Annotated in this window: 23 protein-coding genes; 20 read left to right on the plus strand and 3 right to left on the minus strand. The window is 60.5% G+C overall.

The window, feature by feature from the left end; all coding sequences use genetic code 11:
* Positions 1-274 precede the first annotated feature (274 nt).
* The 6 genes from BLX89_RS04995 to BLX89_RS05020 all read left to right on the plus strand — a co-directional run bounded on the left by BLX89_RS04995 (position 275) and on the right by BLX89_RS05020 (position 5,791).
* Positions 275-1,177, plus strand: coding sequence for a branched-chain amino acid ABC transporter permease (locus BLX89_RS04995; protein ID WP_075289548.1), 903 nt, complete (start codon positions 275-277; stop codon positions 1,175-1,177).
* 13 nt (positions 1,178-1,190) lie between these two features.
* On the plus strand, positions 1,191-2,573 hold the full coding sequence (gene livM / locus BLX89_RS05000; RefSeq protein ID WP_425348593.1) for a high-affinity branched-chain amino acid ABC transporter permease LivM: 1,383 nt from the start codon (positions 1,191-1,193) through the stop codon (positions 2,571-2,573).
* A complete protein-coding gene (locus BLX89_RS05005) occupies positions 2,573-3,463 on the plus strand; it encodes an ABC transporter ATP-binding protein (RefSeq protein WP_075289550.1) in 891 nt (296 codons plus the stop codon). Before livM ends, BLX89_RS05005 begins: the two co-directional genes overlap by 1 nt.
* Positions 3,460-4,185 carry an ABC transporter ATP-binding protein gene (locus BLX89_RS05010; protein WP_075289551.1) on the plus strand — a complete coding sequence of 242 codons (726 nt, stop codon included), beginning with the start codon at positions 3,460-3,462 and terminating at the stop codon, positions 4,183-4,185. Before BLX89_RS05005 ends, BLX89_RS05010 begins: the two co-directional genes overlap by 4 nt.
* A gap of 23 nt (positions 4,186-4,208) precedes the next feature.
* Positions 4,209-4,553 (plus strand): DUF6867 family protein, encoded by a 345-nt coding sequence (locus BLX89_RS05015; protein ID WP_075289552.1) that lies wholly within the window; start codon positions 4,209-4,211, stop codon positions 4,551-4,553.
* 119 nt (positions 4,554-4,672) lie between these two features.
* Positions 4,673-5,791, plus strand: coding sequence for a branched-chain amino acid ABC transporter substrate-binding protein (locus BLX89_RS05020; protein WP_075289553.1), 1,119 nt, complete (start codon positions 4,673-4,675; stop codon positions 5,789-5,791).
* A gap of 100 nt (positions 5,792-5,891) precedes the next feature.
* On the opposite strand, the gene BLX89_RS05025 is transcribed toward BLX89_RS05020, so the two are convergent.
* Positions 5,892-6,344 carry a MarR family winged helix-turn-helix transcriptional regulator gene (locus BLX89_RS05025; protein WP_143523494.1) on the minus strand — a complete coding sequence of 151 codons (453 nt, stop codon included), beginning with the start codon at positions 6,342-6,344 and terminating at the stop codon, positions 5,892-5,894.
* A gap of 215 nt (positions 6,345-6,559) precedes the next feature.
* On the opposite strand from BLX89_RS05025, the gene BLX89_RS05030 reads away from it, so the two are divergent.
* On the plus strand, positions 6,560-7,561 hold the full coding sequence (locus BLX89_RS05030; protein WP_075289554.1) for an alpha/beta fold hydrolase: 1,002 nt from the start codon (positions 6,560-6,562) through the stop codon (positions 7,559-7,561).
* Positions 7,562-7,745: 184 nt separating this feature from the next.
* Positions 7,746-8,714, plus strand: a complete 969-nt coding sequence (locus tag BLX89_RS05035) for a 2-hydroxyacid dehydrogenase (protein WP_075289555.1) — start codon at positions 7,746-7,748, stop codon at positions 8,712-8,714.
* Between the two features lie 228 nt (positions 8,715-8,942).
* Here BLX89_RS05035 and BLX89_RS05040 read toward each other — a convergent pair whose 3' ends face one another.
* Positions 8,943-9,863 carry a response regulator transcription factor gene (locus BLX89_RS05040; RefSeq protein WP_075289556.1) on the minus strand — a complete coding sequence of 307 codons (921 nt, stop codon included), beginning with the start codon at positions 9,861-9,863 and terminating at the stop codon, positions 8,943-8,945.
* Positions 9,856-13,248, minus strand: a complete 3,393-nt coding sequence (locus BLX89_RS05045; RefSeq protein WP_075289557.1) for a hybrid sensor histidine kinase/response regulator — start codon at positions 13,246-13,248, stop codon at positions 9,856-9,858. The genes BLX89_RS05040 and BLX89_RS05045 overlap by 8 nt, the downstream gene beginning before the upstream one ends.
* A gap of 216 nt (positions 13,249-13,464) precedes the next feature.
* Here BLX89_RS05045 and urtA point away from each other — a divergent pair, with 216 nt between their 5' ends.
* The 12 genes from urtA (at position 13,465) to ureC (ending at position 24,285) form a co-directional block, all read left to right on the plus strand.
* The gene (urtA, locus tag BLX89_RS05050; protein ID WP_075289558.1) at positions 13,465-14,754 is read left to right on the plus strand and encodes an urea ABC transporter substrate-binding protein; all 1,290 of its coding nucleotides are present in this window, start codon (positions 13,465-13,467) and stop codon (positions 14,752-14,754) included.
* Between the two features lie 377 nt (positions 14,755-15,131).
* Positions 15,132-16,730, plus strand: a complete 1,599-nt coding sequence (gene urtB, locus BLX89_RS05055; RefSeq protein ID WP_075289559.1) for an urea ABC transporter permease subunit UrtB — start codon at positions 15,132-15,134, stop codon at positions 16,728-16,730.
* Entirely contained in the window at positions 16,730-17,926 is a 1,197-nt protein-coding gene (urtC, locus tag BLX89_RS05060) for an urea ABC transporter permease subunit UrtC (protein WP_075289560.1), read from the plus strand. Before urtB ends, urtC begins: the two co-directional genes overlap by 1 nt.
* 5 nt (positions 17,927-17,931) lie before the next feature.
* Positions 17,932-18,702: an urea ABC transporter ATP-binding protein UrtD gene (gene urtD, locus BLX89_RS05065; protein WP_075289561.1), complete on the plus strand. Its 771-nt coding sequence runs from the start codon at positions 17,932-17,934 to the stop codon at positions 18,700-18,702.
* A 249-nt stretch (positions 18,703-18,951) separates the two neighbouring features.
* Entirely contained in the window at positions 18,952-19,647 is a 696-nt protein-coding gene (urtE, locus tag BLX89_RS05070; RefSeq protein WP_075289562.1) for an urea ABC transporter ATP-binding subunit UrtE, read from the plus strand.
* 8 nt (positions 19,648-19,655) lie between these two features.
* Positions 19,656-20,483 (plus strand): urease accessory protein UreD, encoded by an 828-nt coding sequence (locus BLX89_RS05075; RefSeq protein WP_075289563.1) that lies wholly within the window; start codon positions 19,656-19,658, stop codon positions 20,481-20,483.
* A 26-nt stretch (positions 20,484-20,509) separates the two neighbouring features.
* The gene (locus BLX89_RS05080) at positions 20,510-20,812 is read left to right on the plus strand and encodes an urease subunit gamma (protein WP_075289564.1); all 303 of its coding nucleotides are present in this window, start codon (positions 20,510-20,512) and stop codon (positions 20,810-20,812) included.
* 7 nt (positions 20,813-20,819) lie between these two features.
* Entirely contained in the window at positions 20,820-21,074 is a 255-nt protein-coding gene (locus BLX89_RS05085; RefSeq protein WP_075289565.1) for a DUF1272 domain-containing protein, read from the plus strand.
* A 16-nt stretch (positions 21,075-21,090) separates the two neighbouring features.
* The gene (locus tag BLX89_RS05090; RefSeq protein WP_075289566.1) at positions 21,091-21,396 is read left to right on the plus strand and encodes an urease subunit beta; all 306 of its coding nucleotides are present in this window, start codon (positions 21,091-21,093) and stop codon (positions 21,394-21,396) included.
* 11 nt (positions 21,397-21,407) lie between these two features.
* Complete coding sequence (locus BLX89_RS05095) at positions 21,408-21,833, plus strand: lysozyme inhibitor LprI family protein (RefSeq protein WP_075289567.1); 426 nt, start codon at positions 21,408-21,410, stop codon at positions 21,831-21,833.
* 26 nt (positions 21,834-21,859) lie between these two features.
* Entirely contained in the window at positions 21,860-22,498 is a 639-nt protein-coding gene (locus tag BLX89_RS05100) for a glycosyltransferase family 29 protein (RefSeq protein ID WP_143523523.1), read from the plus strand.
* 74 nt (positions 22,499-22,572) lie between these two features.
* Positions 22,573-24,285, plus strand: coding sequence for an urease subunit alpha (gene ureC, locus BLX89_RS05105; RefSeq protein WP_075289569.1), 1,713 nt, complete (start codon positions 22,573-22,575; stop codon positions 24,283-24,285).
* Positions 24,286-24,335: the final 50 nt, after the last annotated feature.

A 24,335-nucleotide genomic window follows, 5' to 3' on the forward strand; every position in this document is an offset into this window, starting at 1 on the left:
CGGGGCCGAAAGCTCCGGCTGCGCCAATGCCGGCCTACTTTCAAGCATCCGGTGATATGCTCAATGGGCGAGCTTTTTCTGCATGTTTTTTGATTTTTGTGGATTCAAATTCGCCAATTAATCAAATCTGGCGAAGAATCTGTCGATGCCTCACTTTTAGGCTTCACTTTTCAAGCGAAAGCGTTATGGAATCCTCCCAATCACCGGGGCTTTAAACCGCACCACAAGAACAAGAGACCAGACCTCTCAAGGGATCCGGTCCGGGGGATAATTGATGCAGTACTTTGTACAGCAGCTCGTGAACGGGCTGACTCTGGGCTCTATCTACGGCATGATCGCCATTGGTTACACAATGGTTTACGGCATTATCGGCATGATCAATTTCGCCCATGGCGATATCTTCATGCTGGGCGGCTTTGCTGCGCTGATCGTGTTCCTCGTTTTGACGAGCCTTTTTGCGGGCGTTCCTGTCGTGCTTGCGCTTCTCGTCATGATGATTGTCGCAATGCTGACCGCAGCGCTCTGGAACTGGACCATTGAAAAGGTGGCGTATAGGCCTCTGCGCGGTTCGTTCCGTCTGGCGCCGCTGATCACGGCAATCGGCATGTCGATCGCGCTTTCGAACTTCATTCAGGTCACGCAGGGTCCGCGCAACAAGCCGATCCCGCCGCTTGTGTCATCGGTTTATGATGTGTTCGGAATCTCGATCTCGCTGAAGCAGATCATCATCATCGCAGTTACGGCCATTCTGCTGACAATCTTCTGGTATATCGTCAACAAGACGCCGCTTGGACGCGCCCAGCGCGCCACCGAACAGGACCGCAAGATGGCGGCGCTGCTCGGTATCGATGTCGATCGTACGATCTCCGTGACCTTCATAATGGGCGCCGCACTCGCTGCCGTCGCCGGCACGATGTACCTGATGTATTACGGCGTCGTTGTCTTCACCGACGGCTTCATTCCGGGCGTCAAGGCGTTCACCGCAGCCGTTCTCGGCGGTATCGGTTCTCTTCCGGGCGCCGTGCTCGGCGGGCTTCTGATCGGTCTTATCGAGTCCCTGTGGTCGGCCTATTTCTCCATCGATTACAAGGATGTGGCGACGTTCTCCATCCTGGCCATCGTTCTGATCTTCAAGCCGTCGGGCATTCTCGGCCGGCCGGAAGTCGAGAAGGTATAATTTCATGTCAAACATGACGAATAAACTTGAGAACGCCGGCGGGGATCTGACGGCGCGGGCTCTGCGCGAGGCGTTTTACGCGGGCCTGATCTCGCTCGGTCTCTTCTTCCTCTTCGTGGGCCTGAAGTCCGACCAGAATATCCTGAACGAGCTGATCCTCGTTCAACGCTGGGGTCTGCTGGCGGTCTTCGTGATCGTCGCCGCTGTCGGCCGTTTTTTCGTGGTCGCCTACTTGCAGCCCCTGAATGCGCGCCGGAAGGCATCGAAGGATGCTGCTGCAACAACGGAAACGCGCGAAGGCTACATCAAGCGCAATTTCACCGTGATTGCGGGTGTTCTGCTGATCCTCTATCCGATCCTGGCCGTTGCGCTCTTCGGCGTGCAGGGTTCGCTGAAATGGGTCGATAACTTCGGCATCCAGATCCTGATCTACGTGATGCTGGCCTGGGGTCTGAACATCGTCGTCGGTCTCGCCGGTCTGCTCGATCTCGGTTATGTCGCCTTCTACGCGGTCGGCGCCTATTCTTACGCGCTGCTTTCCAGCCACTTTGGTCTGTCCTTCTGGCTGCTGCTGCCGATTGCCGGTCTTCTGGCTGCCTGCTGGGGCGTGGTTCTCGGCTTCCCGGTCCTGCGGCTGCGTGGCGACTATCTCGCGATCGTGACGCTGGCTTTCGGTGAAATCATCCGTCTCGTTCTGATCAACTGGACGGAAGTGACCAAGGGTACGTTCGGCGTCTCCGGCATCGCCAAGGCGTCCGTGTTCGGCATCTGGTCCTTCGACATCAGCGCGCCGAACAACTTCGCCAAGTACTTCGACCTGCCGATGTCCTCGGCCTATTACAAGATCTTCCTCTTCTATCTCATCCTCGCTCTGGCTGCGCTGACGGCATACGTGACGATCCGCCTGCGCCGCATGCCGATCGGCCGTGCCTGGGAAGCCCTGCGTGAAGACGAGATCGCTTGCCGCTCGCTCGGCATCAACACGGTCACCACCAAGCTCACCGCATTTGCGACAGGCGCCATGTTCGGCGGCTTCGCGGGCTCGTTCTTCGCCGTGCGCCAGGGCTTCGTGTCTCCGGAAAGCTTCGTCTTCCTGGAATCGGCCGTTATCCTCGCCATCGTCGTTCTTGGCGGCATGGGCTCGCTGACGGGTATTGCGATCGCCGCGGTTGTCATGATCGGCGGCACCGAAATCCTGCGTGAACTGACGTTCCTGAAGTCGATCTTCGGTCCCGATTTCACGCCGGAACTCTACCGCATGCTGATCTTTGGTCTGGCGATGGTCGTCGTCATGGTCTGGAAACCGCGCGGCTTCGTGGGCTCCCGTGAGCCGACAGCCTTCCTCAATGAACGCAAGGCCGTCTCCGGCAGCTTCACCAAGGAAGGGCACGGCTGATGGCATCCGCAACGACGACAACAGCGGCAACGACAATGACAAAAGACGTAATTCTCAAGGTCGAACACCTGTCGATGCGCTTCGGCGGTCTGATGGCCATCAACGACTTCTCCTTCGAAGCCTATCGCGGCGAAATCACCGCCCTGATCGGCCCGAACGGTGCTGGCAAGACCACGGTGTTCAACTGCATCACCGGCTTCTACAAGCCGACGATGGGCATGATCACCATGCGCCAGAAGTCCGGAAAGGAGTATCTTCTTGAACGACTGCCGGATTTCGAGATCACCAAGCAGGCCAAGGTCGCGCGCACGTTCCAGAACATCCGGCTCTTCTCGGGCCTGACCGTGCTGGAAAATCTTCTGGTAGCGCAGCACAACAACCTGATGCGCGCTTCCGGTTACACGATCCTCGGTTTGCTCGGCTTTCCGGCCTACAAGCAGGCATCGAAGGAATCGATCGAGCTTGCCAAGCACTGGCTCGAACGCGCTTCGCTGATCGACCGCGCCGACGATCCGGCCGGCGATCTGCCTTACGGCGCCCAGCGTCGTCTGGAAATCGCACGCGCCATGTGCACGGGCCCTGAGCTGCTCTGCCTGGACGAGCCGGCCGCCGGTCTCAACCCGCGTGAATCGCTGGCTTTGAACGATCTTCTTCAAGGCGTGCGCAAGGATACCGGCGCGTCGATCCTGCTCATCGAGCACGATATGTCCGTGGTCATGGAAATCTCCGACCACGTTGTCGTTCTCGAATACGGCCAGAAGATTTCCGACGGCAACCCCGAATTTGTAAAGAACGACCCGAAGGTCATTGCGGCCTATCTGGGTGTGGAAGACGATGAGGTCGAAGACGTGATTGCCGAGGTCGAAGGCGAAGAAGGAGGCCTGAAATGAGCGGCCCGCTTCTCCAGGTAAAATCCGTAGAAACCTATTACGGCAACATCCGCGCTCTGGGCGGCGTCGATGTCGAGGTCAACAGCGGCGAAATCGTCTGCCTGATCGGCGCCAACGGTGCCGGCAAGTCGACGCTGATGATGACCATCTGCGGCAGCCCCCAGGCGCGAGCTGGCTCGGTCATCTTCGAGGGCCAGGACATCACCCGGATGCCGACCCACGAGATTGCCCGCCTGCGCATCGCGCAGTCGCCGGAAGGTCGCCGTATTTTTCCGCGCATGACCGTCTTCGAAAACCTGCAGATGGGCGCAAGCCTCGATAATCTGAAGTATTTCGACGAAGATGTGGAAAAGATCTTCACGCTGTTTCCGCGTCTCAAGGAGCGGCAGATGCAGCGCGGCGGCACGCTTTCGGGCGGCGAGCAGCAGATGCTTTCCATCGGCCGTGCGCTGATGGCGCGTCCGAAGCTTCTGCTTCTCGACGAACCGTCGCTCGGTCTTGCGCCGCTGATCGTCAAGGGTATCTTCGAGGCGATCAAGAAACTGAACAAGGAGCAGGGGCTGACCGTGTTCCTCGTCGAGCAGAACGCCTTCGGCGCGCTGAAGCTGTCGGATCGCGGTTATGTCATGGTCAACGGACAGGTGACGATGAGCGGCAGCGGCAAGGAGCTTCTTGCCAATCCGGAAGTTCGCTCAGCCTATCTGGAAGGCGGCCGCCATTAAGGCCCCGGTCGGGAGTTTTTGACATGCAGGGTATTCTCTACGAAGAAGCCTCGTTTCTACAGTTCATGTTCGTGAGCTGCATTATCGGCGGCTGGACCGCCTGGCGTACCGGCAAGAGCGTTGCGGATGGCTGGCAGAACTACAGCACGGTTGTCATCTACACGCTGCTGCTGGGTGTCGCGATCCGGTTCGTCCATCACGCCCTTTTTGGGGGCTCGATGTTCAACCTTCAATACTACGTCGTAGACACGATCGTTCTTTTGCTGTTTTCTACCGCGGGTTTCCGCTTCTACCGAACGCGGCAGATGGCGAATAACTACTACTGGCTCTACGAGAAGGCTTCGCCTTTCTCCTGGAGGAAAAAATAAAGAGGGATTCCGGCTCACGGGTACAACCCGCGGGGCGGAAGTAAAAATACCGGCACAATGAAGGTGGGTATTGTGCCGGATATCGAAACCAGACCCGCTTGAGATTTGGGAGTTACAAAATGAAGAAGTCACTTTTGTCGGCTGTTGCTTTCGGTGCAATGGTCGCTTTCAGCGGCGCTGCATGGGCTGACGTCATCGTCGGCGTTGCTGGCCCGCTGACCGGCCCGAATGCTGCCTTCGGCGCACAGCTCCAGAAGGGTGCAGAGCAGGCTGCTGCTGACATCAACGCTGCTGGCGGCATCAACGGCGAGCAGATCAAGATCGTACTTGGCGACGACGTTTCCGACGCCAAGCAGGGCGTTTCGGTTGCCAACAAGTTCGTTGCTGATGGCGTCAAGTTCGTTGTCGGTCACTTCAACTCGGGCGTTTCCATCCCGGCTTCCGAAGTTTACGCCGAAAACGGCATCCTGCAGGTAACGCCGGCTTCCACCAACCCGACCTTCACCGAGCGCGGCCTGTGGAACACCTTCCGTACCTGCGGCCGTGACGACCAGCAGGGCGCCGTAGCCGGCTCCTACATCGCCACCAATTTCAAGGACGCCAAGGTCGCTGTCATTCATGACAAGACCCCGTACGGCCAGGGTCTGGCTGACGAAACCAAGAAGTCGATGAACGAAGCCGGCGTCACCGAAGCCGTCTACGAAGGCATCAACACTGGCGACAAGGACTTCTCGGCGCTCATCGCAAAGATGAAGGAAGCCGGCGTAACGGTCGTCTACTACGGCGGTCTGCACACCGAATTCGGTCTGATGGAACGTCAGGCTGCCGACCAGGGCCTCAAGGCAACCTTCATGTCTGGCGACGGTATCGTTTCGAACGAACTGGCTTCGATCGCCGGCGACGCCGTTGACGGCACGCTGATGACGTTTGCTCCGGATCCGCGCAAGAACCCGGCTGCCAAGGAACTCGTTGAGAAGTTCCGCGCTGCCGGCTTCGAACCGGAAGCCTACACGCTCTACTCCTACGCTGCCCTGCAGGTTATCGCTGAAGCCGCCAAGGCTGCCGGCGGCAACGATTCGCAGGCTGTTGCCGAAGCCATCAAGGCCAAGGGTCCGTTCAAGACCGCGATCGGCGAACTCGGCTTCGACGAAAAGGGCGACATCACCCGTCCGGACTACGTCATGTACACCTGGAAGAAGGGTGAAGACGGCAAGTACAGCTACTTCGAAAACGAATAATCGTTTCGTTCGAAAGATCGCGGAGGCCCGGCATTGCCGGGCCTTTTGCGTTTCGGAGGAGGGCGGACGGGTGCGTAACCGCAAGCCTCCAATTTGCCGCTCAATCCTTCAGCAGCGTATTGCGCAGGTGCGCGATCTCGTTCTTGAGTTTCTTCAGGTCACCTTCCGTCAGCCCGGTGGCTTCCAGAATGTTCTGCGGCACGCAGAGCGCTTTCTGCCGCAAGGCCTTGCCTTCGCTCGTCAGACTCACACGAACCTGCCGTTCGTCCTGTCTGTCGCGGACGCGGGCGATATAGCCCATGCCCTCCAGGCGCTTCAGCATCGGGGTGAGGGTGCTCGATTCCAGAAACACTTTCTCCCCAAGTTCGCCCACCGTCTGGTCGTCCCGCTGCCACAGCGAAACCATCACCAGATATTGCGGATAGGTGAGGCCGATTTCGTCGAGCAGAGGTTTGTAGACGCGATTGAAGGCGTGGTTGGCGGAATAGACGGCAAAGCAGAGAAATTCATCGACGCCTGCCGCATCTGCGGATGTCATATCGTTGTCAGCCATGATCGGCTCCTTTCTATCCTCTTAAATAAATCGTGTGCGATCTAATCGCAAGGCATTGACAGAAGGATTTGACCAGCATATGTAGTTCTTACGATTTAATCGTGAGCGATATAAAAGACTGGAGCGGGACAAAACCACTGATTCAACTAAGTAATTATATCGCGCACGATTAAATCGTTAAAGCTAAAACACGATGTGAACCAAAGGAGAATGTTATGTCTATTGCGAATTCCAGCGTTGAAAACACCGTTTCCCGTCGCGGTTTTCTGACCGCCGGTGCCGGCCTTGCCGGCATTGCAGCGACCTCCGGGGCCGTTGCCGCCAATATCGCTTCACCCTCTTCTGCTGCTGCATCCACCTCACAATCCGGAGACAAGACCATGAGCTACGTTACCACCAAGGACGGCGTTGAAATCTTCTACAAGGACTGGGGTCCGAAGGACGCACAGCCGATCGTTTTCCACCACGGCTGGCCGCTGAGCGCCGACGATTGGGATGCCCAGATGCTGTTCTTCCTCTCCAAGGGTTTTCGCGTCGTCGCCCATGACCGCCGTGGCCATGGCCGCTCAACCCAGGTGGCCGACGGTCACGATATGGACCACTACGCCGCCGATGCCTTCGCCGTCGTTGAGGCGCTCGACCTGAAAAATGCCGTCCATATCGGTCACTCCACCGGTGGCGGCGAAGTCGCCCGTTACGTTGCCAAGCATGGCGAGCCAGCCGGCCGCGTCGCGAAGGCAGTGCTCGTCTCCGCCGTTCCGCCGCTGATGGTCAAGACCGACGCCAATCCGGAAGGTCTGCCGATCGAAGTCTTCGACGGTTTCCGCGCCGCCCTTGCCGCCAACCGCGCCCAGTTCTTCCGCGATGTCCCGGCCGGTCCCTTCTACGGTTTCAACCGCGAAGGCGCCACGGCGCAGGAAGGCGTGATCCAGAATTGGTGGCGTCAGGGCATGATGGGCGGTGCCAAGGCCCATTACGACGGCATCAAGGCTTTCTCGGAAACCGACCAGACAGAAGACCTGAAGGCGATCTCGGTTCCAACGCTCGTTCTGCATGGTGATGACGACCAGATCGTACCGATCGGTGATTCCGCTCACAAGTCGATCAAGCTTCTGAAGAACGGCACCTTGAAGGTCTATCCGAAGTTCGGCCACGGCATGCTGACCATCAATGCCGATGTGCTGAACGCCGACCTGCTCGCCTTCATCCAGGCGTAACGGTCATCGTCTCTAGAAATCGAATGCGGCAGTGCTCTGCCGCATTCGTCGTTTCTGGGGCTGCTCTATAGACGGCCGCTTTTCTCATTTTCCGAAGAAACACATGGGGTCTGGCGCAGGCTGGTGCCGTTCCCGCTCTCCTGATTAAGTGTCGGCGAACGATTCTCGCAAGGCGGAGCCTCCGATGTCAGACAGACCGCGTATCCTCGTCACCCGGAAATGGCCGCAAGCCGTCGAACGGGTTCTGGCCGAGCGGTTTGATGTGGTGTTCAACGCGGATGACATACCGCTTTCCGAAGCGGCGATTGCCGAGGCACTGGCGCGTTTCGATGCCGTGCTTCCCACCGTTTCCGACAAGTTGCCTCCTGCCGTTTTTGCCGGAGCGAAGGTCAAAATCCTTGGCAATTACGGTGTCGGCTACAACCACATCGATATCGCCGCGGCCAAGGCCGTCGGCATTGTCGTCACCAACACGCCGGGCGTGCTGACCGATTGCACCGCCGATATCGCCATGACGCTGCTGCTCTCGATTGCGCGGCGGGCGGGCGAGGGCGAGCGCGAGGTGCGCAACGGCAACTGGACCGGCTGGCGGCCGACCCACATGATCGGCACGAAAGTCACCGGCAAGACGCTCGGCATCATCGGCTTCGGCCGCATCGGTCAGGCCATGGCCAAGCGCTGCCATTTCGGTTTCGATATGGAGATCGTGTTTCAGAACCGGTCGAAGATCGACCCGGCACTGGCTGCGCGTTATGGCGCGCGGCAGTTGGATACGGTCGAGGAGGTTCTGGCTGGTTCCGATTTTGTGTCGCTGCATTGCCCGGGTGGCGGCGGCAACCGGCATTTGATCGATGCGAAGCGCCTGTCGCTGATGAAGCCTGGCGCATTCCTCATCAACACGGCGCGCGGGGATGTCGTGGATGAGCAGGCGCTGGTAGCGGCTCTTGAAAATGGAACCATCGGCGGCGCGGGTCTTGATGTCTATGAGGCCGAACCGAATGTGCCCGAAGCCCTGAGAAAGCTGGAGAACGTTGTGCTGCTGCCGCATCTCGGCAGCGCGACGGAGGAGACCCGCATGGCGATGGGCATGAAGGTGGTAGAGAATGTGACGGCATTTTTCGACGGTCTTGAGCCGCCGGATCGGGTGGCTTGAGATAGCGGCATACTCCCGATCTCCCCCCTTGCGGGGGAGATGTCAGCGGAGCTGACAGAGGGGGGTAGTGCCGCACACTCCGAAGTCGTGGTTTGGGGGAATCGTAAAAAGCGACGTTTAAGTTTTATTGTCCGTGGGCAGCAATCCCCGCCACACTCTGCCGCATCCACCCCCCTCTGTTGGCTCTGCCGACATCTCCCCCGCAAGGGAGGAGAAGGGAGCAAGTGGTTATTCCTGATACAGCACCGTCGCCGCCTTCACAGCCGCAGACGCTCGGTTTTCCACGCCAAGCTTCACATAGATCTGCTCCAGATGCTTGTTCACCGTGCGGGCGCTCAGCCCCAGGATTTCGCCGATATCGCGGTTGGCCTTGCCCTTGCCAATCCAGAGCAGCACCTGCGCCTCGCGCACGGTCAGCGAAAATGCCTGCCGCAAAATTTCGTCCTCGCTGGTCTGGCTGATACCGGTGAGGCGGAAGAGGAATTCGTCGGAACCGATCGCGCCGAGATACGCGAGTTGCAGCACCGGCTGGCCGTTCTGCTGGATGATCAGCGGTTCGCTGCGGGCGCCGGACTTTTCGCGCTCCTGGGTCCAGCCGCGAATATGGCCGGAGATTGCCTCCATGCCATCGTCACGTCCGGTCGCGGCATTGATAAGCCGGGTTGCCTGTGGTGTCGACCACTGCAAAGTGCCATCGCCGCGCATGGCAAGCAGGTGACGTCCCGCCGCATCCAGCGCCACGCGCGCGGATTGTGCCGAGCGGGCGTTGGCGAGATGAACACGGATACGGGCGCGAAGCTCGTCTATATTGATTGGCTTGGAAAGGTAATCAACGCCACCCGATTCCAGCGCATGGACGATATGCTCGGTCTCGGTCAGACCCGTCATGAAGATGACCGGGACCTGGGTGATCGCGGAATTGGCCTTGAGTCTCCGGCAGGTATCGAAGCCATCCATGCCGGGCATGACGGCATCCATCAGCACGATATCGGGCGTTATTCGCTCGACGACGTTGATCGCGGCATTGCCGGAGGTTGCGATCAGCACGGAAAAGCCGGATTGCTCCAGCGCATCGGTGAGAAAGCCCAGCGTTTCCGGGGAATCATCGACGATCAATACGATATCGCGCGGATGCGCTGCCTCACTCACCAGCCAGTCTCCCCTCATTGCCGCCTACCTTCTGCAGGAAGGCAGCGTAGCCTGCAAGGTCGAATGCCTGCACATAGACGCGGGCGGCCTCGGTAAAGGGCTGGTTTTCTTCAATGCGGGCGAGATCGTTGAGCTTGGCTTCTATGCCCCTGATATAGCCGATCTCGCCGAGACGCAGCAGTTCCTCCACATGGGCGGCCCCCGGCGTCCGGATCGTGGCGCTCGGACGGGCCGGTGGCTGCGGACGAGCCTCGTCGTCATAGGTCCATTCGAGACCGAGATGCAGCGCCATCTTGTCGTGGAGCTGGCGGATGTCGAAAGGCTTGGCGAGCGTATCGTTATAATCGGCATCGCCCGCTGATGCCGTACCGTCGCCGATATTGGCCGACAGCATGATGATCGGCGCGACCTGGCCATGCTCGCGCAGGCGGGAGACGAGCTGCCAGCCGTTCATGCCGGGCATGGAGATGTCGATCAGGAAAAGGTCGGGTTTGATGCCCTCGATCAGCGTCAGGCATTCCGCGCCGCCCGATGCCGTCAGCACGATAAAATCGAGCGGCATCAGCACCTCGCGCATCAGGTCGCGATGATCCTCGTTGTCATCGACAACGACGATGGTGCGTCGCGCGCCGGCATAGCCGGCTATCTTGCGGACGGAGGGAGCAAGCGCCCGCGGACGCTCGATGGCCGACAGCATCAGGCGCACCCGGAAGGTGGAGCCTTTGTCACGCTCGCTGGTCACGGCAATTTCGCCGCCGAGCGTATTGGCCAGCAACTGCGTGATCGTCAGCCCGAGACCGAGGCCCGGCATGGGGCGGATATGCTCGGCTTCGCCGCGCTGGAAGGGCTCGAAGATGCGCGGCAGGTCGGCGGAGGCGATGCCGCGACCGGTATCGGAAATGGTGAAGGTCGCGACCTGGCTGCGATAGCTGACATCGAACCGCACCGTGCCGTGATCGGTGAACTTGATGGCGTTGGACAGCAGGTTGACGAGGATCTGGCGCAGGCGCTTTTCATCGGTGCGGACATAACGCGGCAGGGCAGGGGCGCGGGTGTGTTCGAAGCTCAGGCCCTTGGCTTGCGCCTGCGGCCGGAACATATCGGCGATCTGGTCGAGGAAATCCTGAATGTTGATTTCGTTGGAATAAACCTGCAGCCGCCCTGCCTCGATCTTGGAAATATCGAGCAGGCCGTCGATCAGGCCGGAGAGGTGATCGGCCGAGCGGCGGATGACCTTGATGGCGGACTGGCGTGGCGCGGGGATCGTCTCGTCGCGCTCGAGGATCTGGGCGTAGCCTAGAACGGCATTCAGCGGTGTTCGCAGCTCATGACTGAGGCCGACGACATAGCGGCTCTTGGCGCGGTTTGCGGCTTCCGCCGTTTCCTTGGCATATTGCAGGGCCGCATCCGTCTTCTTGTGGGCGGCGATTTCTTTCAGGAGCAGGGTGTTCTGGCGGGAAGATTCCTCCTCGGCCACCAGCCGGCTGTCATGGGCGAGAACGTAGAACCAGCAGACGACGCCTGCCACCACCGAGAAGACGAAAAACACCACACCGATGGTCCTGTTGACCACAAGGGCGGTCTCCGGCGAGGCGCTGCCGGTCTGGTGCGCGATCATGGCCAGGATAATGCCGATGCCGGTGACCGCCAGCACCACGGCGATGCCGTATCGTCCGAGACGGCTGGACAGCGTCTCGATGATACGGGGCGGCAACAGCGTTTTTGCGACCACGGCCGTCTGTGCGTTGAAGCTCGCATGCGGCTTGCACATATCGTGACAGCGGCTGTCGAGAGAGCAGCAGAGGGAGCAGATCGGCGCCGAATAGGCAGGGCACCACGCCATGTCCTCATGCTCGAAGGGATGTTCGCAGATCGAGCAGGTGACGGTTGAGAGCTTCGTCCAGCTGTGGCGCTGGCGGCGGGCGAGATAATATTTGCCCTTCGTGCCCCAGGCGATCAGCGGCGAGACGATGAAGGCCACGATCAACGCGACGTAGGGCGCCAGCGATGCCGCGACCTCGCCAAAGAGGCCGAAATGCGCTGCAAGGGCGACCACGGCTGACGCGGTCATCGCGCCGACGCCAACGGGGTTGATGTCATAGAGGTGGGCGCGCTTGAACTCGATATCCGGGGGCGCGAGGCCAAGCGGCTTGTTTATAAAGAGATCGGCCGAGATCGTGCAGAGCCAGGCCATGGCGATGATCGAGAAGATGCCGAGCGTTTCTTCCAGCAGCGTGTAGATGCCGAGCTCCATCAGGAGCAGCGCGATCGCCACGTTGAAGATCAGCCAGACGACGCGGCCGGGGTGGCTGTGGGTCAGGCGCGAGAAGAAGTTCGACCATGCCAGCGAGCCGGCATAGGCGTTCATCACGTTGATCTTCAGCTGCGAGACGACGACGAAGGCGGCCATCAGCAGCATCGCCGCCGTATCGGAAGGGATCATGTAGCCGAAGGCCGTGAGATACATATGGGCTGGATCGGCGGCATCCGACACCGGCACGCCGGCACTCAAGGTCAGGACGACGAGGAACGAACCGGCCAGCAGCTTTGGTGCACCGACCACCACCCAGCCCGCGCCGGCCATGAAGACGGCGAAGCGATGGCGCAGGCGGCTTTGCCCCTCCGGCGGCAGGAAGCGCAAAAAGTCCACCTGTTCGCCGATCTGTGCCATCAGCGCGAGAATGACGGCGGAGGCTGCGCCGAACTCCACCAGGGAGAAGGGCGCGAGCGTGCCGGGCACGCCTTCGGCATGGCCTGCGCCGGTAAAGGCGAGCCAGAGATCGAATTTGCTCCAGTCGGCGAGCGCGATGAAGATGAAGGGCAGGATGTTGAGGATGATCCAGAAAGGCTGTGTGATGAGCTGGAACTTGCTGATCAGCCGGACGCCGTGGGTCACGAGCGGGATCACCATCACCGCCGAGATGATGTAGCCGATCCACAGCGGTATGCCGAGCGCCAGTTCCAGCGCGGCCGACATGATCGAGGCCTCGATCGCAAACAGCATGAAGGTGAAGCTGGCATAGATCAGCGAGGTGATGGTCGAGCCGATATAGCCGAAGCTCGCGCCGCGGGTGAGCAGATCGATATCGACGCCGTGGCGAATGGCATAACGGGCGATCGGCAGACCGACCACGAGCATCACGATGCTGGCAACGATGATGGCGATGATGGCGTTGGTGGTGCCGTAGGAGAGGGTGATCGCACCGCCGATCGCCTCCAGCGCGAGGAAGGAGATGGCGCCGATCGCCGTCTGCGAGATGCGCTGCGAGGAAAATTGACGGGCGCTCTTGGCGGTGAAGCGCAGCGCATAGTCTTCCAGCGTCTGGTTGGCGACCCAGCGATTGTATTCGCGCCGGACCGGAATGATGCGCTGGCGTGCTGTCATCGGTGACGTCTGTTCCCTTTAAACCTTTGTCACAATGGTCGTAGCACAGATGTTTGCGAGGCTTAAGGGCGTGACGTTGCGCAAAGCTGCACGTTTCGCCCCGGTACCTACGTCAATTGACGTATATAGTTTGCGACCCCGCTGCCCGATAGTTCGTTAGCGAACGGTAAATGTCTCCCAAGAGCCGTCGCCACAAGAACGAGAGGGGTTCATACAATGAAATTCACGTCTCACATCCGCAGCGCGTTTCTCGCCGCTGCGCTCACCACGACTGCAATCTCCGGCGCCTTTGCAGCCGACGACACCATCAAGGTCGGCGTTCTGCATTCGCTTTCCGGCACCATGGCCATCTCCGAGACCACGCTCAAGGATGCCATGCTGATGCTCATCGAAGAGCAGAACAAGAAGGGCGGTCTTCTCGGCAAGAAGCTCGAAGCTGTCGTCGTCGATCCGGCGTCCGACTGGCCGCTCTTCGCCGAAAAGGCCCGCGAACTGATCTCCGTCAACAAGGTTTCGGCCGTATTCGGTTGCTGGACCTCGTCCTCGCGCAAGTCGGTCCTGCCGGTCTTCGAAGAGCTGAACTCGATCCTCTTCTACCCGGTCCAGTACGAGGGTGAAGAATCCTCGCGCAACATCTTCTACACCGGTGCCGCGCCGAACCAGCAGGCCATCCCGGCTGTCGATTACCTGATGGAAACGGAAGGCGTCGAGCGCTTCGTTCTCGAAGGCACCGACTACGTTTATCCGCGCACCACCAACAAGATCCTGGAAGCCTACCTGATCGCCAAGGGCATTCCGAAGGAAGACATCCTCGTCAACTACACGCCGTTCGGCTTCTCCGACTGGCAGACGGAAGTCGCCAAGATCAAGGAATTCGGCTCCACCGGCAAGAAGACCGCCGTGGTTTCGACCATCAACGGCGACGCCAACGTTCCCTTCTATAAGGAACTCGGCAACCAGGGCATCAAGGCAACCGATATTCCGGTCGTCGCCTTCTCGGTCGGTGAAGAAGAACTCGCCGGTCTCGACACCAAGCCGCTCGTCGGTCACCTCGCTGCCTGGAACTACTTCCAGTCCGTCGATGCCGACGTGAACGCCGAGTTCATCAAGCAGTGGCATGCCTTCACCAAGAACGACAAGCGCGTGACCAACGACCCGATGGAAGCCGCCTATATCGGCTTCAACGCCTGGGTCAAGGCAGTCGAAGCTGCCGGCACGACCGACACCGATGCCGTGCTCGACACGATCATCGGCACCACCGTTCCGAACCTTTCGGGCGGCTACGCCACCGTCATGCCGAACCACCACATCACCAAGCCTGTCCTGATCGGTGAAATCCAGGAAGACGGCCAGTTTGAAATCGTCCAGGAAACGCCGGCTGTGGTCGGCGACGAATGGTCCGATTATCTGCCGGACTCGAAGGATTTGATCTCCGATTGGCGCAAGCCGATGTCCTGCGGCAACTTCAACGTTGCCACCGGCAAGTGCGGCGGCAAGGGTTCCTGAGTTCCGGAACAGCTGATTTCATCAAGGCAAGCGTAATGCCGAAGCGGTTCTGAAGGCCGCTTCGGAAATCTTAAGATGACCTATTGATTGCTCATGAACAGCCCTCCGTTCCACTCTCCCACCGGGACGGAGGGATTTTCGCGGAAGCCCCTTGATCCGCCGGCACCCGAATGCGCCGGCAACGCCGCTTTCGGCCGGTTGGCACGCTTCCTGCTTCGCAGATGTCGGATGGATAGGTCCGGCCGGCAGGGTCCGCTCCCCTTCAGATTGAATGGCCGGAATGCGTTGTCGAGTTGAGTGGCAAACGGGCGGAATGCGGAAATCTTAGGCAGCCCAAAAGCGTGTTTCGCCGAAGGTGCCAACGGAACGGAAAAACCATGTATCGCACGATCCAGATTTTCCTCGTCGCTCTCTGCCTGATCATCAGCGCATTCGCGACCGGTGCGCGGGCTCAGGAAGACATCCGGCCTTTGGTCGATGCCTTGGGCCAGGGCGGCTTTCCCCAGAAGATTGAAGCCGTGGGCGCGCTTGCTGCGTCCGGCGATCCCAAGGTCGCCGAAATCCTCGGGCTTTTGAGCGACGGCAAGCTTTTTGCGCCGAAGACCGGCGGTGCCGTGTTCCTCGAAACCGACAGCGGTTATGCCGATGTCCTGACCGGTGCCCCGGTGACGGACGTGCCGGGCAACCTTCAGAAAATTCGCCTGAACAATGGCCTTCGTGGCGCAATCAGCGCGGCGATGAGCCAGTTGACCTTGCTGAGCCCGGATCGGGGCGCGCGGTTTGCCGCGGCGCAGGATCTGCTGAAGGAAGCCAATCCCGAGAACCTGGATCTCCTGAATTCTGCCCTTGCAAAGGAGCAGGATGCCGAGATCAAGGCGACAATGGAGGCGGCCCGCGCGGTTATCCTTTTGAAGACGGATGCGAGCTTCGAAGACAAGGAAGCCGCGATCGCTACCATCGCAGCGCGGGGCAACCGCGATGCCGTCAACATCCTGAACGCTGCTTTCTCCAGCGCTCCCGCCGATCTGCAGCCGGCCATTCAGGCGCATATCGACGGCATCAACCAGAAGCTGGCCATCTGGGACGTGGTCCAGAACATCTGGTACGGCCTGTCGCTCGGGTCCGTTCTGTTGCTCGCAGCCATCGGTCTTGCCATCACCTTCGGCGTCATGGGTGTCATCAACATGGCCCATGGCGAGATGGTCATGCTTGGGGCCTACACGACCTATGTCGTGCAGCAGACGATCAACTCGGCAGCGCCCGAACTTGCCAATTTCTCGCTCGCCTTCGCGGTGCCGGCCGCCTTTCTCGTAACCGGCCTCATCGGTATCGGCATCGAGCGCGGCATCATCCGCTGGCTCTATGGCCGCCCGCTGGAAACGCTGCTGGCGACCTGGGGCCTCTCTCTCATCCTGCAGCAGACGATCCGCACCATTTTCGGCCCGACCAACCGGCAGGTCGACAATCCGAGCTGGATGTCCGGCGCCTTCGATTTCGGCGGCATGTCGATCACCTGGAACCGCATGTGGATCATCGTCTTCTCGATCGCCGTGTTCTTCGCCCTGCTGCTGCTTTTGAAGCGTTCGAAGTTCGGTCTGCAGATGCGCGCTGTCACCCAGAACCGCCGCATGGCCTCCTCAATGGGTATCCGCACGCCCTGGGTCGATGCCTTCACCTTCGGCCTTGGCTCCGGCATCGCCGGCATGGCGGGGGTGGCGCTCAGCCAGATCGATAACGTCTCGCCGAACCTCGGCCAGAACTACATCATCGACAGCTTCATGGTTGTGGTCTTCGGTGGTGTGGGCAATCTCTGGGGCACGCTGGTCGGCGCCATGACGCTCGGCATCGCCAACAAGTTCCTCGAGCCCTATGCCGGCGCCGTGCTCGGCAAGATCCTGATCCTGGTGCTCATCATCCTCTTCATCCAGCGGCGGCCGCGCGGTCTGTTCGCGCTCAAGGGAAGGGCGGTCGAATAATGATTACGCAAATGCTGCTCCGCAATCACGACAAGAAGGTACTCTGGTTCGCGCTGGCGATCCTCGCCGCAGCCGTGCTCGTGCCGCTCTCCAACCTGCTGCTTCCCGCCGGCAATCCCCTGCATGTGCCGGATCATATGGTGCCGCTGCTTGGCAAGTACCTGAGCTATGCGCTGCTGGCGCTGGCGCTCGATCTCGTCTGGGGCTATTGCGGCATTCTTTCGCTCGGCCACGGTGCGTTCTTCGCGCTCGGCGGTTATGCCATGGGCATGTACCTGATGCGACAGATCGGTCCGCGTGGCGTCTATGCCAATCCGCTCCTTCCGGACTTCATGGTGTTCCTCAACTGGCAGGAGCTTCCCTGGTACTGGTACGGCTTCGACCAGTTCTGGTTTGCGGCGCTGATGGTGCTGTTCGTCCCGGGTCTGCTTGCCTTCGTCTTCGGCTGGTTTGCCTTCCGCTCGCGCGTCACCGGTGTCTATCTTTCGATCATCACACAGGCGATGACCTATGCGCTGCTGCTCGCCTTTTTCCGCAACGAGATGGGCTTTGGCGGCAACAACGGGCTCACCGACTTCAAGGATATCCTCGGCTTCAACATTCAGGCCGGCGGCACCCGCGCCACGCTCTTTGCGGCAACGGCGATCATGCTGGCGCTGGCACTGCTCCTGAGTTCGGCCATCGTCAAATCGAAATACGGCAAGGTGCTGGTCGGCGTGCGTGATGCGGAAAGCCGCACCCGCTTCCTCGGTTACCGCGTCGAGAACATGAAGCTCTTCATCTTCACCGTTTCTGCGATGATGGCCGGCGTTGCCGGCGCGCTCTACGTGCCGCAGGTCGGCATCATCAACCCGGGCGAATTTGCACCTGCCAACTCGATCGAAGTGGTCATCTGGACCGCTGTCGGTGGGCGCGGCACACTGATCGGCCCGATCATCGGCGCTGTTCTCGTCAACTTCGGCAAGAGCATCTTCACTGCCGCTTTCCCGGAATTCTGGCTGTTCGCGCTCGGCGCCCTGTTCGTTGCCACGACGCTGTTCCTGCCGAAGGGTATCGTCGGCACGCTGCAGCAGTTCGCCAAGGCACGGGATGAGCGCAAGGTCGCGGCCGCCAAGGAACACGCCTACCAAGAGCAGGCCGCCAAATCCGCCGGCGAGGATGGTCTTGCATCGGCCCACACCCAGGCTGCGGAGTAAATGCGATGACCACTGTAAAACCGGCAGCCCTCAAGACCACCAACAGCATCCTCTATCTCGACGGCGTTTCCGTTTCCTTCGATGGCTTCAAGGCGCTGAACTCGCTTTCCTTCGTGGTCGAGCCCGGCGAGCTTCGCGCTATCATCGGCCCGAATGGCGCCGGCAAGACGACGATGATGGACATCATCACCGGAAAGACCCGGCCGGACGAGGGCATCGTCTATTTCAACGGCGAGGTGGACCTTACCCAGAAGGACGAGGCCGACATCGCCCAGCTCGGCATCGGCCGCAAGTTCCAGAAGCCGACGGTGTTCGAAAGCCATACGGTGTGGGACAACATCGAACTGGCGCTGAACCGCAAGCGCGGCGTCTTCGCCACCCTGTTCTACAAGCTGACACCGGAGGATAAGGCCCGCATCGAGGAAATCCTCGAAACCGTGCGCATGACCGCCCGCAAGGACGATCTCGCCGCCAATCTTTCCCATGGCCAGAAGCAGTGGCTGGAAATCGGCATGCTGCTGGCGCAAGAGCCGAAGCTGTTGCTGGTCGACGAGCCGGTGGCCGGCATGACGGATGCGGAAACGACGGAGACGGCGGTGCTGTTGAAGGAGATCGCCAAGACCCGCTCCGTCGTCGTCGTCGAGCACGACATGGGCTTCATCCGCGATCTCGGGGTGAAGGTGACGTGCCTTGCGGAAGGCTCGGTGCTTGCCGAAGGTTCGATCGATTTCGTCAGCTCCGATCCCAAGGTGATCGAGAATTATTTGGGGCGGTAAAGCGATGCGTTACAATGTTTCGATGTTTGCGACGGAGTTTGAGGCGGCTCTACCCCCCTCTGTCGGCTTTGCCGACATCTCCCCCTCAAGGGGGGAGATCGGGAGCTTGCGGCTCTCGCCGGTTACACTCGCTGACCTCTTGCTGCGTAGAAGCGGCAAAACAGAGGTTCAATCTCCACCCTTGAGGGGGAGATGTCCCGCAGAGACAGAGGGGGGTATCCCCGCCGCATACACAAAAGGAGCCACCCGATGCTGACCGTCGACAACATCAATCTCCACTACGGCGCGGCGCAGGCTCTTCGCGGGGTGTCGATCATGGCGCCCATGGGCAAGATCACCTGTGTTCTCGGTCGCAACGGTGTCGGCAAGACCAGCCTGCTCAGGGCCGTGACCGGCCAAGCCGCGACCAGCGCCGGCACTATAACCTTCAACGATACGACGCTTAACGGCTTGGCGCCCTATAACCGCGCCAAGCAGGGCATCGGCTTCGTGCCGCAGGGCCGCGAGATTTTTCCGCTGCTGACGGTCAAGGAAAACCTCGAGACCGGCTATGCCCCGGTGCCGCGAAAGGATCGCTATATCCCGGACGATATCTTCAGCCTGTTTCCGATCCTGCGCACCATGCTCGGCCGCCGTGGCGGCGACCTCTCGGGTGGCCAGCAGCAGCAGCTTGCCATCGGCCGCGCGCTGGTAACACGCCCGAAAATCCTCGTGCTCGACGAGCCGACGGAGGGCATCCAGCCCTCGATCATCAAGGATATCGGCCGCGCCATCCAGTATCTGCGCGATTCCACGGGGATGGCGATTCTGCTTGTGGAACAATATCTTGACTTCTGCCGAGAGCTTGCCGACCATGTCTACATCATGGATAGGGGCGAGATCGTGCATCAAGGACCGGCCGAAACGCTGGATACACCGGAAGCGCGCAGTCACCTGACGGTTTAAGGTTGAAAATGGCAGAAGCGGCGGCAATCGCTCCGCAAAGGGCATGGGGCAGGGGACGGCTGACGGCAAAGCCCTTTGCCGGTCGCACCCGCATTTCCGAATTCTATCAGGAAGGCTGCGCCAAGATCCGCCTTCCCGATACCTTCGATCACACGATGGAGGCCGTGCTGATCAACAGTTCCGGCGGCCTGACCGGTGGTGACTGGATCGGCTGGGAGTTCAAAAGCGGCGAGCAGACGCATCTGACGCTCACCACTCAGGCCTGTGAAAAAATCTACAAGGCAAGCGCCGGTACGGCGAGCGTTGATACGCGCATCAGTGTTGACGCGGGCGCCACGGTGCACTGGTTGCCACAGGAAACGATCCTGTTCGACAATGCTTCGATGTCCCGCAGCCTTGATGTCGATATCGCAGATGATGCCGCGTTTCTGGCCGTGGAGGCCGTGCTTCTCGGCCGCAAGGCGATGGGCGAGACGATGGAAAACGGCCTGTTCAAGGACCGATGGCGCATCCGCAAGGGTGGCGTGCTGCTGCATGCGGAGAACCTGCGGCTGGCCGATGCCGTCGGAACGCTTTCCCGCCGAATTTCCGTTCTTGGCGGGCGGGTGGCCTTTGCCACGCTGTTCTATACGGGGCTGGACTGCGAAGCCCAGCTTGCAGCGATCCGGCCGCTGATTGGTGCTGCTGGCGGCGCAAGCCGTGTGGAAATCCGCGGCCGGGAAAAGCTCGTCGCCCGTCTCGTGGCGGCGGACGGCTTTGCCTTGAGAAAAATCCTTATTCCGGTCATTTCTCACTTGCGCAAGGGAGCGTCAGTGCCGAAAGTCTGGACCCTGTAGCCTACAATGAAAACCGGTGGTCACGCATGAACCTCACTCCCCGCGAAAAAGACAAGCTCTTGATTTCCATGGCTGCGATGGTCGCGCGCCGGCGGCTGGAGCGTGGCGTCAAGCTCAACCATCCGGAAGCGATCGCGCTGATCACCGATTATGTCGTGGAAGGCGCGCGCGATGGTCGTTCCGTCGCTGAACTCATGGAAGCCGGCGCCCATGTAATTACCCGCGAACAGGTGATGGAGGGTATTCCGGAGATGATCCACGACATCCAGATCGAGGCGACTTTCCCGGATGGCACCAAGCTGGTGACCGTTCACGAACCTATTCGCTGAGGCCGCCATGCTTGCCCTTCGACCCAATTGCGAATGCTGCGACAAAGACCTGCCGCCCGGCAGCCGCGAAGCGATGATCTGCAGCTTCGAATGCACCTTCTGCCTCGATTGCCTGGAAACCGTGCTCGATGGCCGTTGCCCGAATTGCAGCGGCGAACTGGTGCGCCGGCCGGTCCGGCCCGCATCCAAGCTCGATAAATTTCCGGCCTCGACGGAGCGCGTGCTGAAAGCCGAAGGCTGCGCGCCGGTCAAGGCTGCTTGAATAAAGGAAGATGACGATGATACCCGGAGAAATCATTGCCGCCGCAGGCGAGATCGAGCTGAATGTCGGTCTGGATACGGTTTCCATCGATGTTTCCAACACCGGCGACCGCCCGGTGCAGGTTGGCAGCCATTATCATTTTGCCGAAACCAATGCCGGCCTGAATTTTGATCGCGAGGCCGCCTATGGCCGCCGTCTGGATATTCCGGCGGGCACCGCGGTTCGTTTCGAGCCCGGCCAGACGCGCTCGGTGACGCTCATTCCGCTGGCCGGAAAGCGCGAAGTCTATGGTTTCCGCCAGAAGGTCATGGGCAAGCTGTGAGTGTCTTGACGATGAAGCGGGGAGTCGCTCCGCTGCTGATGGCATGTGGCGTCGTTCTGATCGCCGGCGGCGCCCGCGCGCACGAAGATGAGCCGAAGGTCGATTGCGCCAATGCGATGACCCAGATGGAAATCAACATCTGCGCCAGCCGGGATTATGAGGCAGCGGACAAGGAACTGAACGCGCAGTGGGCCAAGACTAGGAAGGTCATGGTCGATTGGGATGCCGAACTGGAAGAGCAAAACAAGGGTGCCGTTGATTCCTTGATGAAGGCGCAGCGCGCCTGGATCGAGTATCGTGACGGCCAGTGTGATGCGGTGGGCTACAGCGTCTGGGGTGGCACCATGTATCCGGCCGTTGTCGCCGGTTGCCTCGCCGACCTGACGCGCAAGCGCACGGAAGAATTGAAAGATCTTGCCAACGGCATTGAACAGTAGGCGAAAGTGATATGAAGCAGAAGATCATGATCGTCGGAAATGGTGAGGTGCCGCCGGGGGCGGCGGGCCTCATCGATTCCGCCGATCTGGTGATCCGCTTCAACGATTGCCGCACCTATGGCGCGGCAGGCGAAAAGACCGACGTGGTCGCCATCTGCAACACCGGCCGCCCCGGAAAGGCGCGGCTTGCTTCGGCGGAATGGGCGAGCCATCCGGCCTTGCAGCAGGCCGATGCCATCTGGAGCGTACGCGATCCCGCCAAGTTCACTGCCCTGCGCGCTGTTCTGGCCATCAGCCACCCGGAGCTTGATGATTTCTGCGACGACTACACCGCGGATTTCGCGCGGCTCTGTGTCTGTCTCGGCAAGAAGCATTCGGTCATCAGTCGCGCCGTGCATGAGGCGGTCGATACGCAGTTGCAGGTCTTTGCGCCCGAGCCTTACGTGGTGCCAAGCAGCGGCCTGATCGTGATTGCCTTCGTGCTCGAGAGTTTTCGCGATGCCGATCTCACCATTGCCGGCTTTGGCCATGAGGGGTGGGAGGGCCATCCCTTCGAGGCCGAGCGCAAGCTGGTCGAGCGTTGGATCGGCGAGGGGCGCCTCTCGCGCCTTCGGCCGCTTGAAGGTGTTGCGGCGTCATCCATTCAATCGGCTGCGCCTTTGTAAGGCGCGGAGCGAGATAAAAAACTGAATTTATGCGGATTTCTCCCAGAATCCAGCACTCCAGAGGGTGAAGAACAATGTCCTACAAAATGTCTCGCGCGGCCTATGCCAGCATGTTCGGGCCGACCACCGGTGACAAGGTGCGGCTTGCCGATACGGAACTGTTCATCGAGGTCGAGAAGGACTTCACCACCTATGGCGACGAGGTGAAGTTTGGCGGCGGCAAGGTCATTCGCGACGGCATGGGCCAGAGCCAGGTGACGCGCGCCAATGGCGCCGTCGATACCGTCATCACCAATGCGCTGATCGTCGATCACTGGGGCATCGTCAAGGCGGATATCGGCCTGAAGGACGGCCTGATCGTCGCCATCGGCAAGGCCGGCAATCCGGATACCCAGCCGAACGTCGATATCATCGTCGGCCCCGGTACGGAGGCGATTGCCGCCGAAGGCAAGATCATCACCGCCGGCGGCATGGACAGCCACATCCACTTCATCTGCCCGCAGCAGATCGAGGAAGCGCTGATGAGCGGCCTCACCACCATGTTCGGCGGCGGCACCGGCCCCGCCCATGGCACGCTCGCGACCACCTGCACGCCGGGCCCGTGGCATATTGCCCGCATGATCGAGGCGGCCGATGCTTTCCCGATGAACCTTGCCTTTGCCGGCAAGGGCAACGCCTCGCTGCCCGGCGCGCTGGTCGAGATGGTCATGGGTGGCGCGACCTCGCTGAAGCTGCACGAGGATTGGGGCACGACCCCGGCTGCGATCGATTGCTGCCTGTCGGTGGCCGACGAATACGACGTGCAGGTGATGATCCACACGGACACGCTGAACGAAAGCGGCTTCGTCGAGGATTCCATCGCCGCGCTCAAGGGCCGCACCATCCATGCCTTCCATACCGAAGGCGCGGGCGGCGGCCATGCGCCTGACATCATCAAGATCTGCGGCCAGCCAAACGTCATCCCGTCGTCCACCAACCCGACGCGGCCCTACACGAAGAACACGCTGGCCGAGCACCTCGACATGCTGATGGTCTGTCACCACCTGTCGCCATCGATCCCGGAAGACATTGCTTTCGCCGAAAGCCGTATCCGCAAGGAAACCATCGCTGCCGAAGACATCCTGCACGATATCGGCGCCTTCTCGATCATCTCGTCCGACAGCCAGGCCATGGGCCGCGTCGGCGAAGTGGCGATCCGCACCTGGCAGACGGCCGACAAGATGAAGCGCCAGCGCGGGCGTTTGGCCGAAGAGAGGGGCGAAAACGACAATTTCCGCGTCAAGCGCTATATCGCCAAGTACACGATCAACCCGGCGGTGGCGCATGGTCTGAGCCATGTCATCGGCTCGGTCGAAGTCGGCAAGCGCGCCGATCTGGTGATGTGGAACCCGGCCTTTTTCGGCGTCAAGCCGGACATGGTCCTGCTGGGCGGCACGATTGCAGCGGCCCCCATGGGCGATCCGAATGCCTCGATCCCGACGCCGCAGCCGGTGCACTACAGGCCGATGTTCGGTTCGTTCGGCAAGAGCCTGACGAACTCCTCCGTCACCTTCGTTTCGCAAGCTGCGTTGGATGGCGGGCTGAGGGGTCGGCTGGGCGTTGCCAAGGAGCTGGTGGCCGTTCGCAACACGCGGGGCGGTATCGGCAAGGCATCGATGGTGCACAATAGCCTGACGCCGCATGTCGAGGTCGATCCGGAAACCTATGAAGTGCGGGCCGATGGCGTGCTCCTGACCTGCGAGCCGGCGACGGTGCTGCCGATGGCGCAGCGGTATTTCCTGTTCTGAGGCATTCGGTCGGATCGGGGCTGCCCCTCATCCGCCCTGTCGGGCACCTT

It is taken from the genome of Pararhizobium arenae (genome assembly GCF_001931685.1).
GTDB classification, from domain to species: Bacteria; Pseudomonadota; Alphaproteobacteria; order Rhizobiales; family Rhizobiaceae; genus Pararhizobium; species Pararhizobium arenae.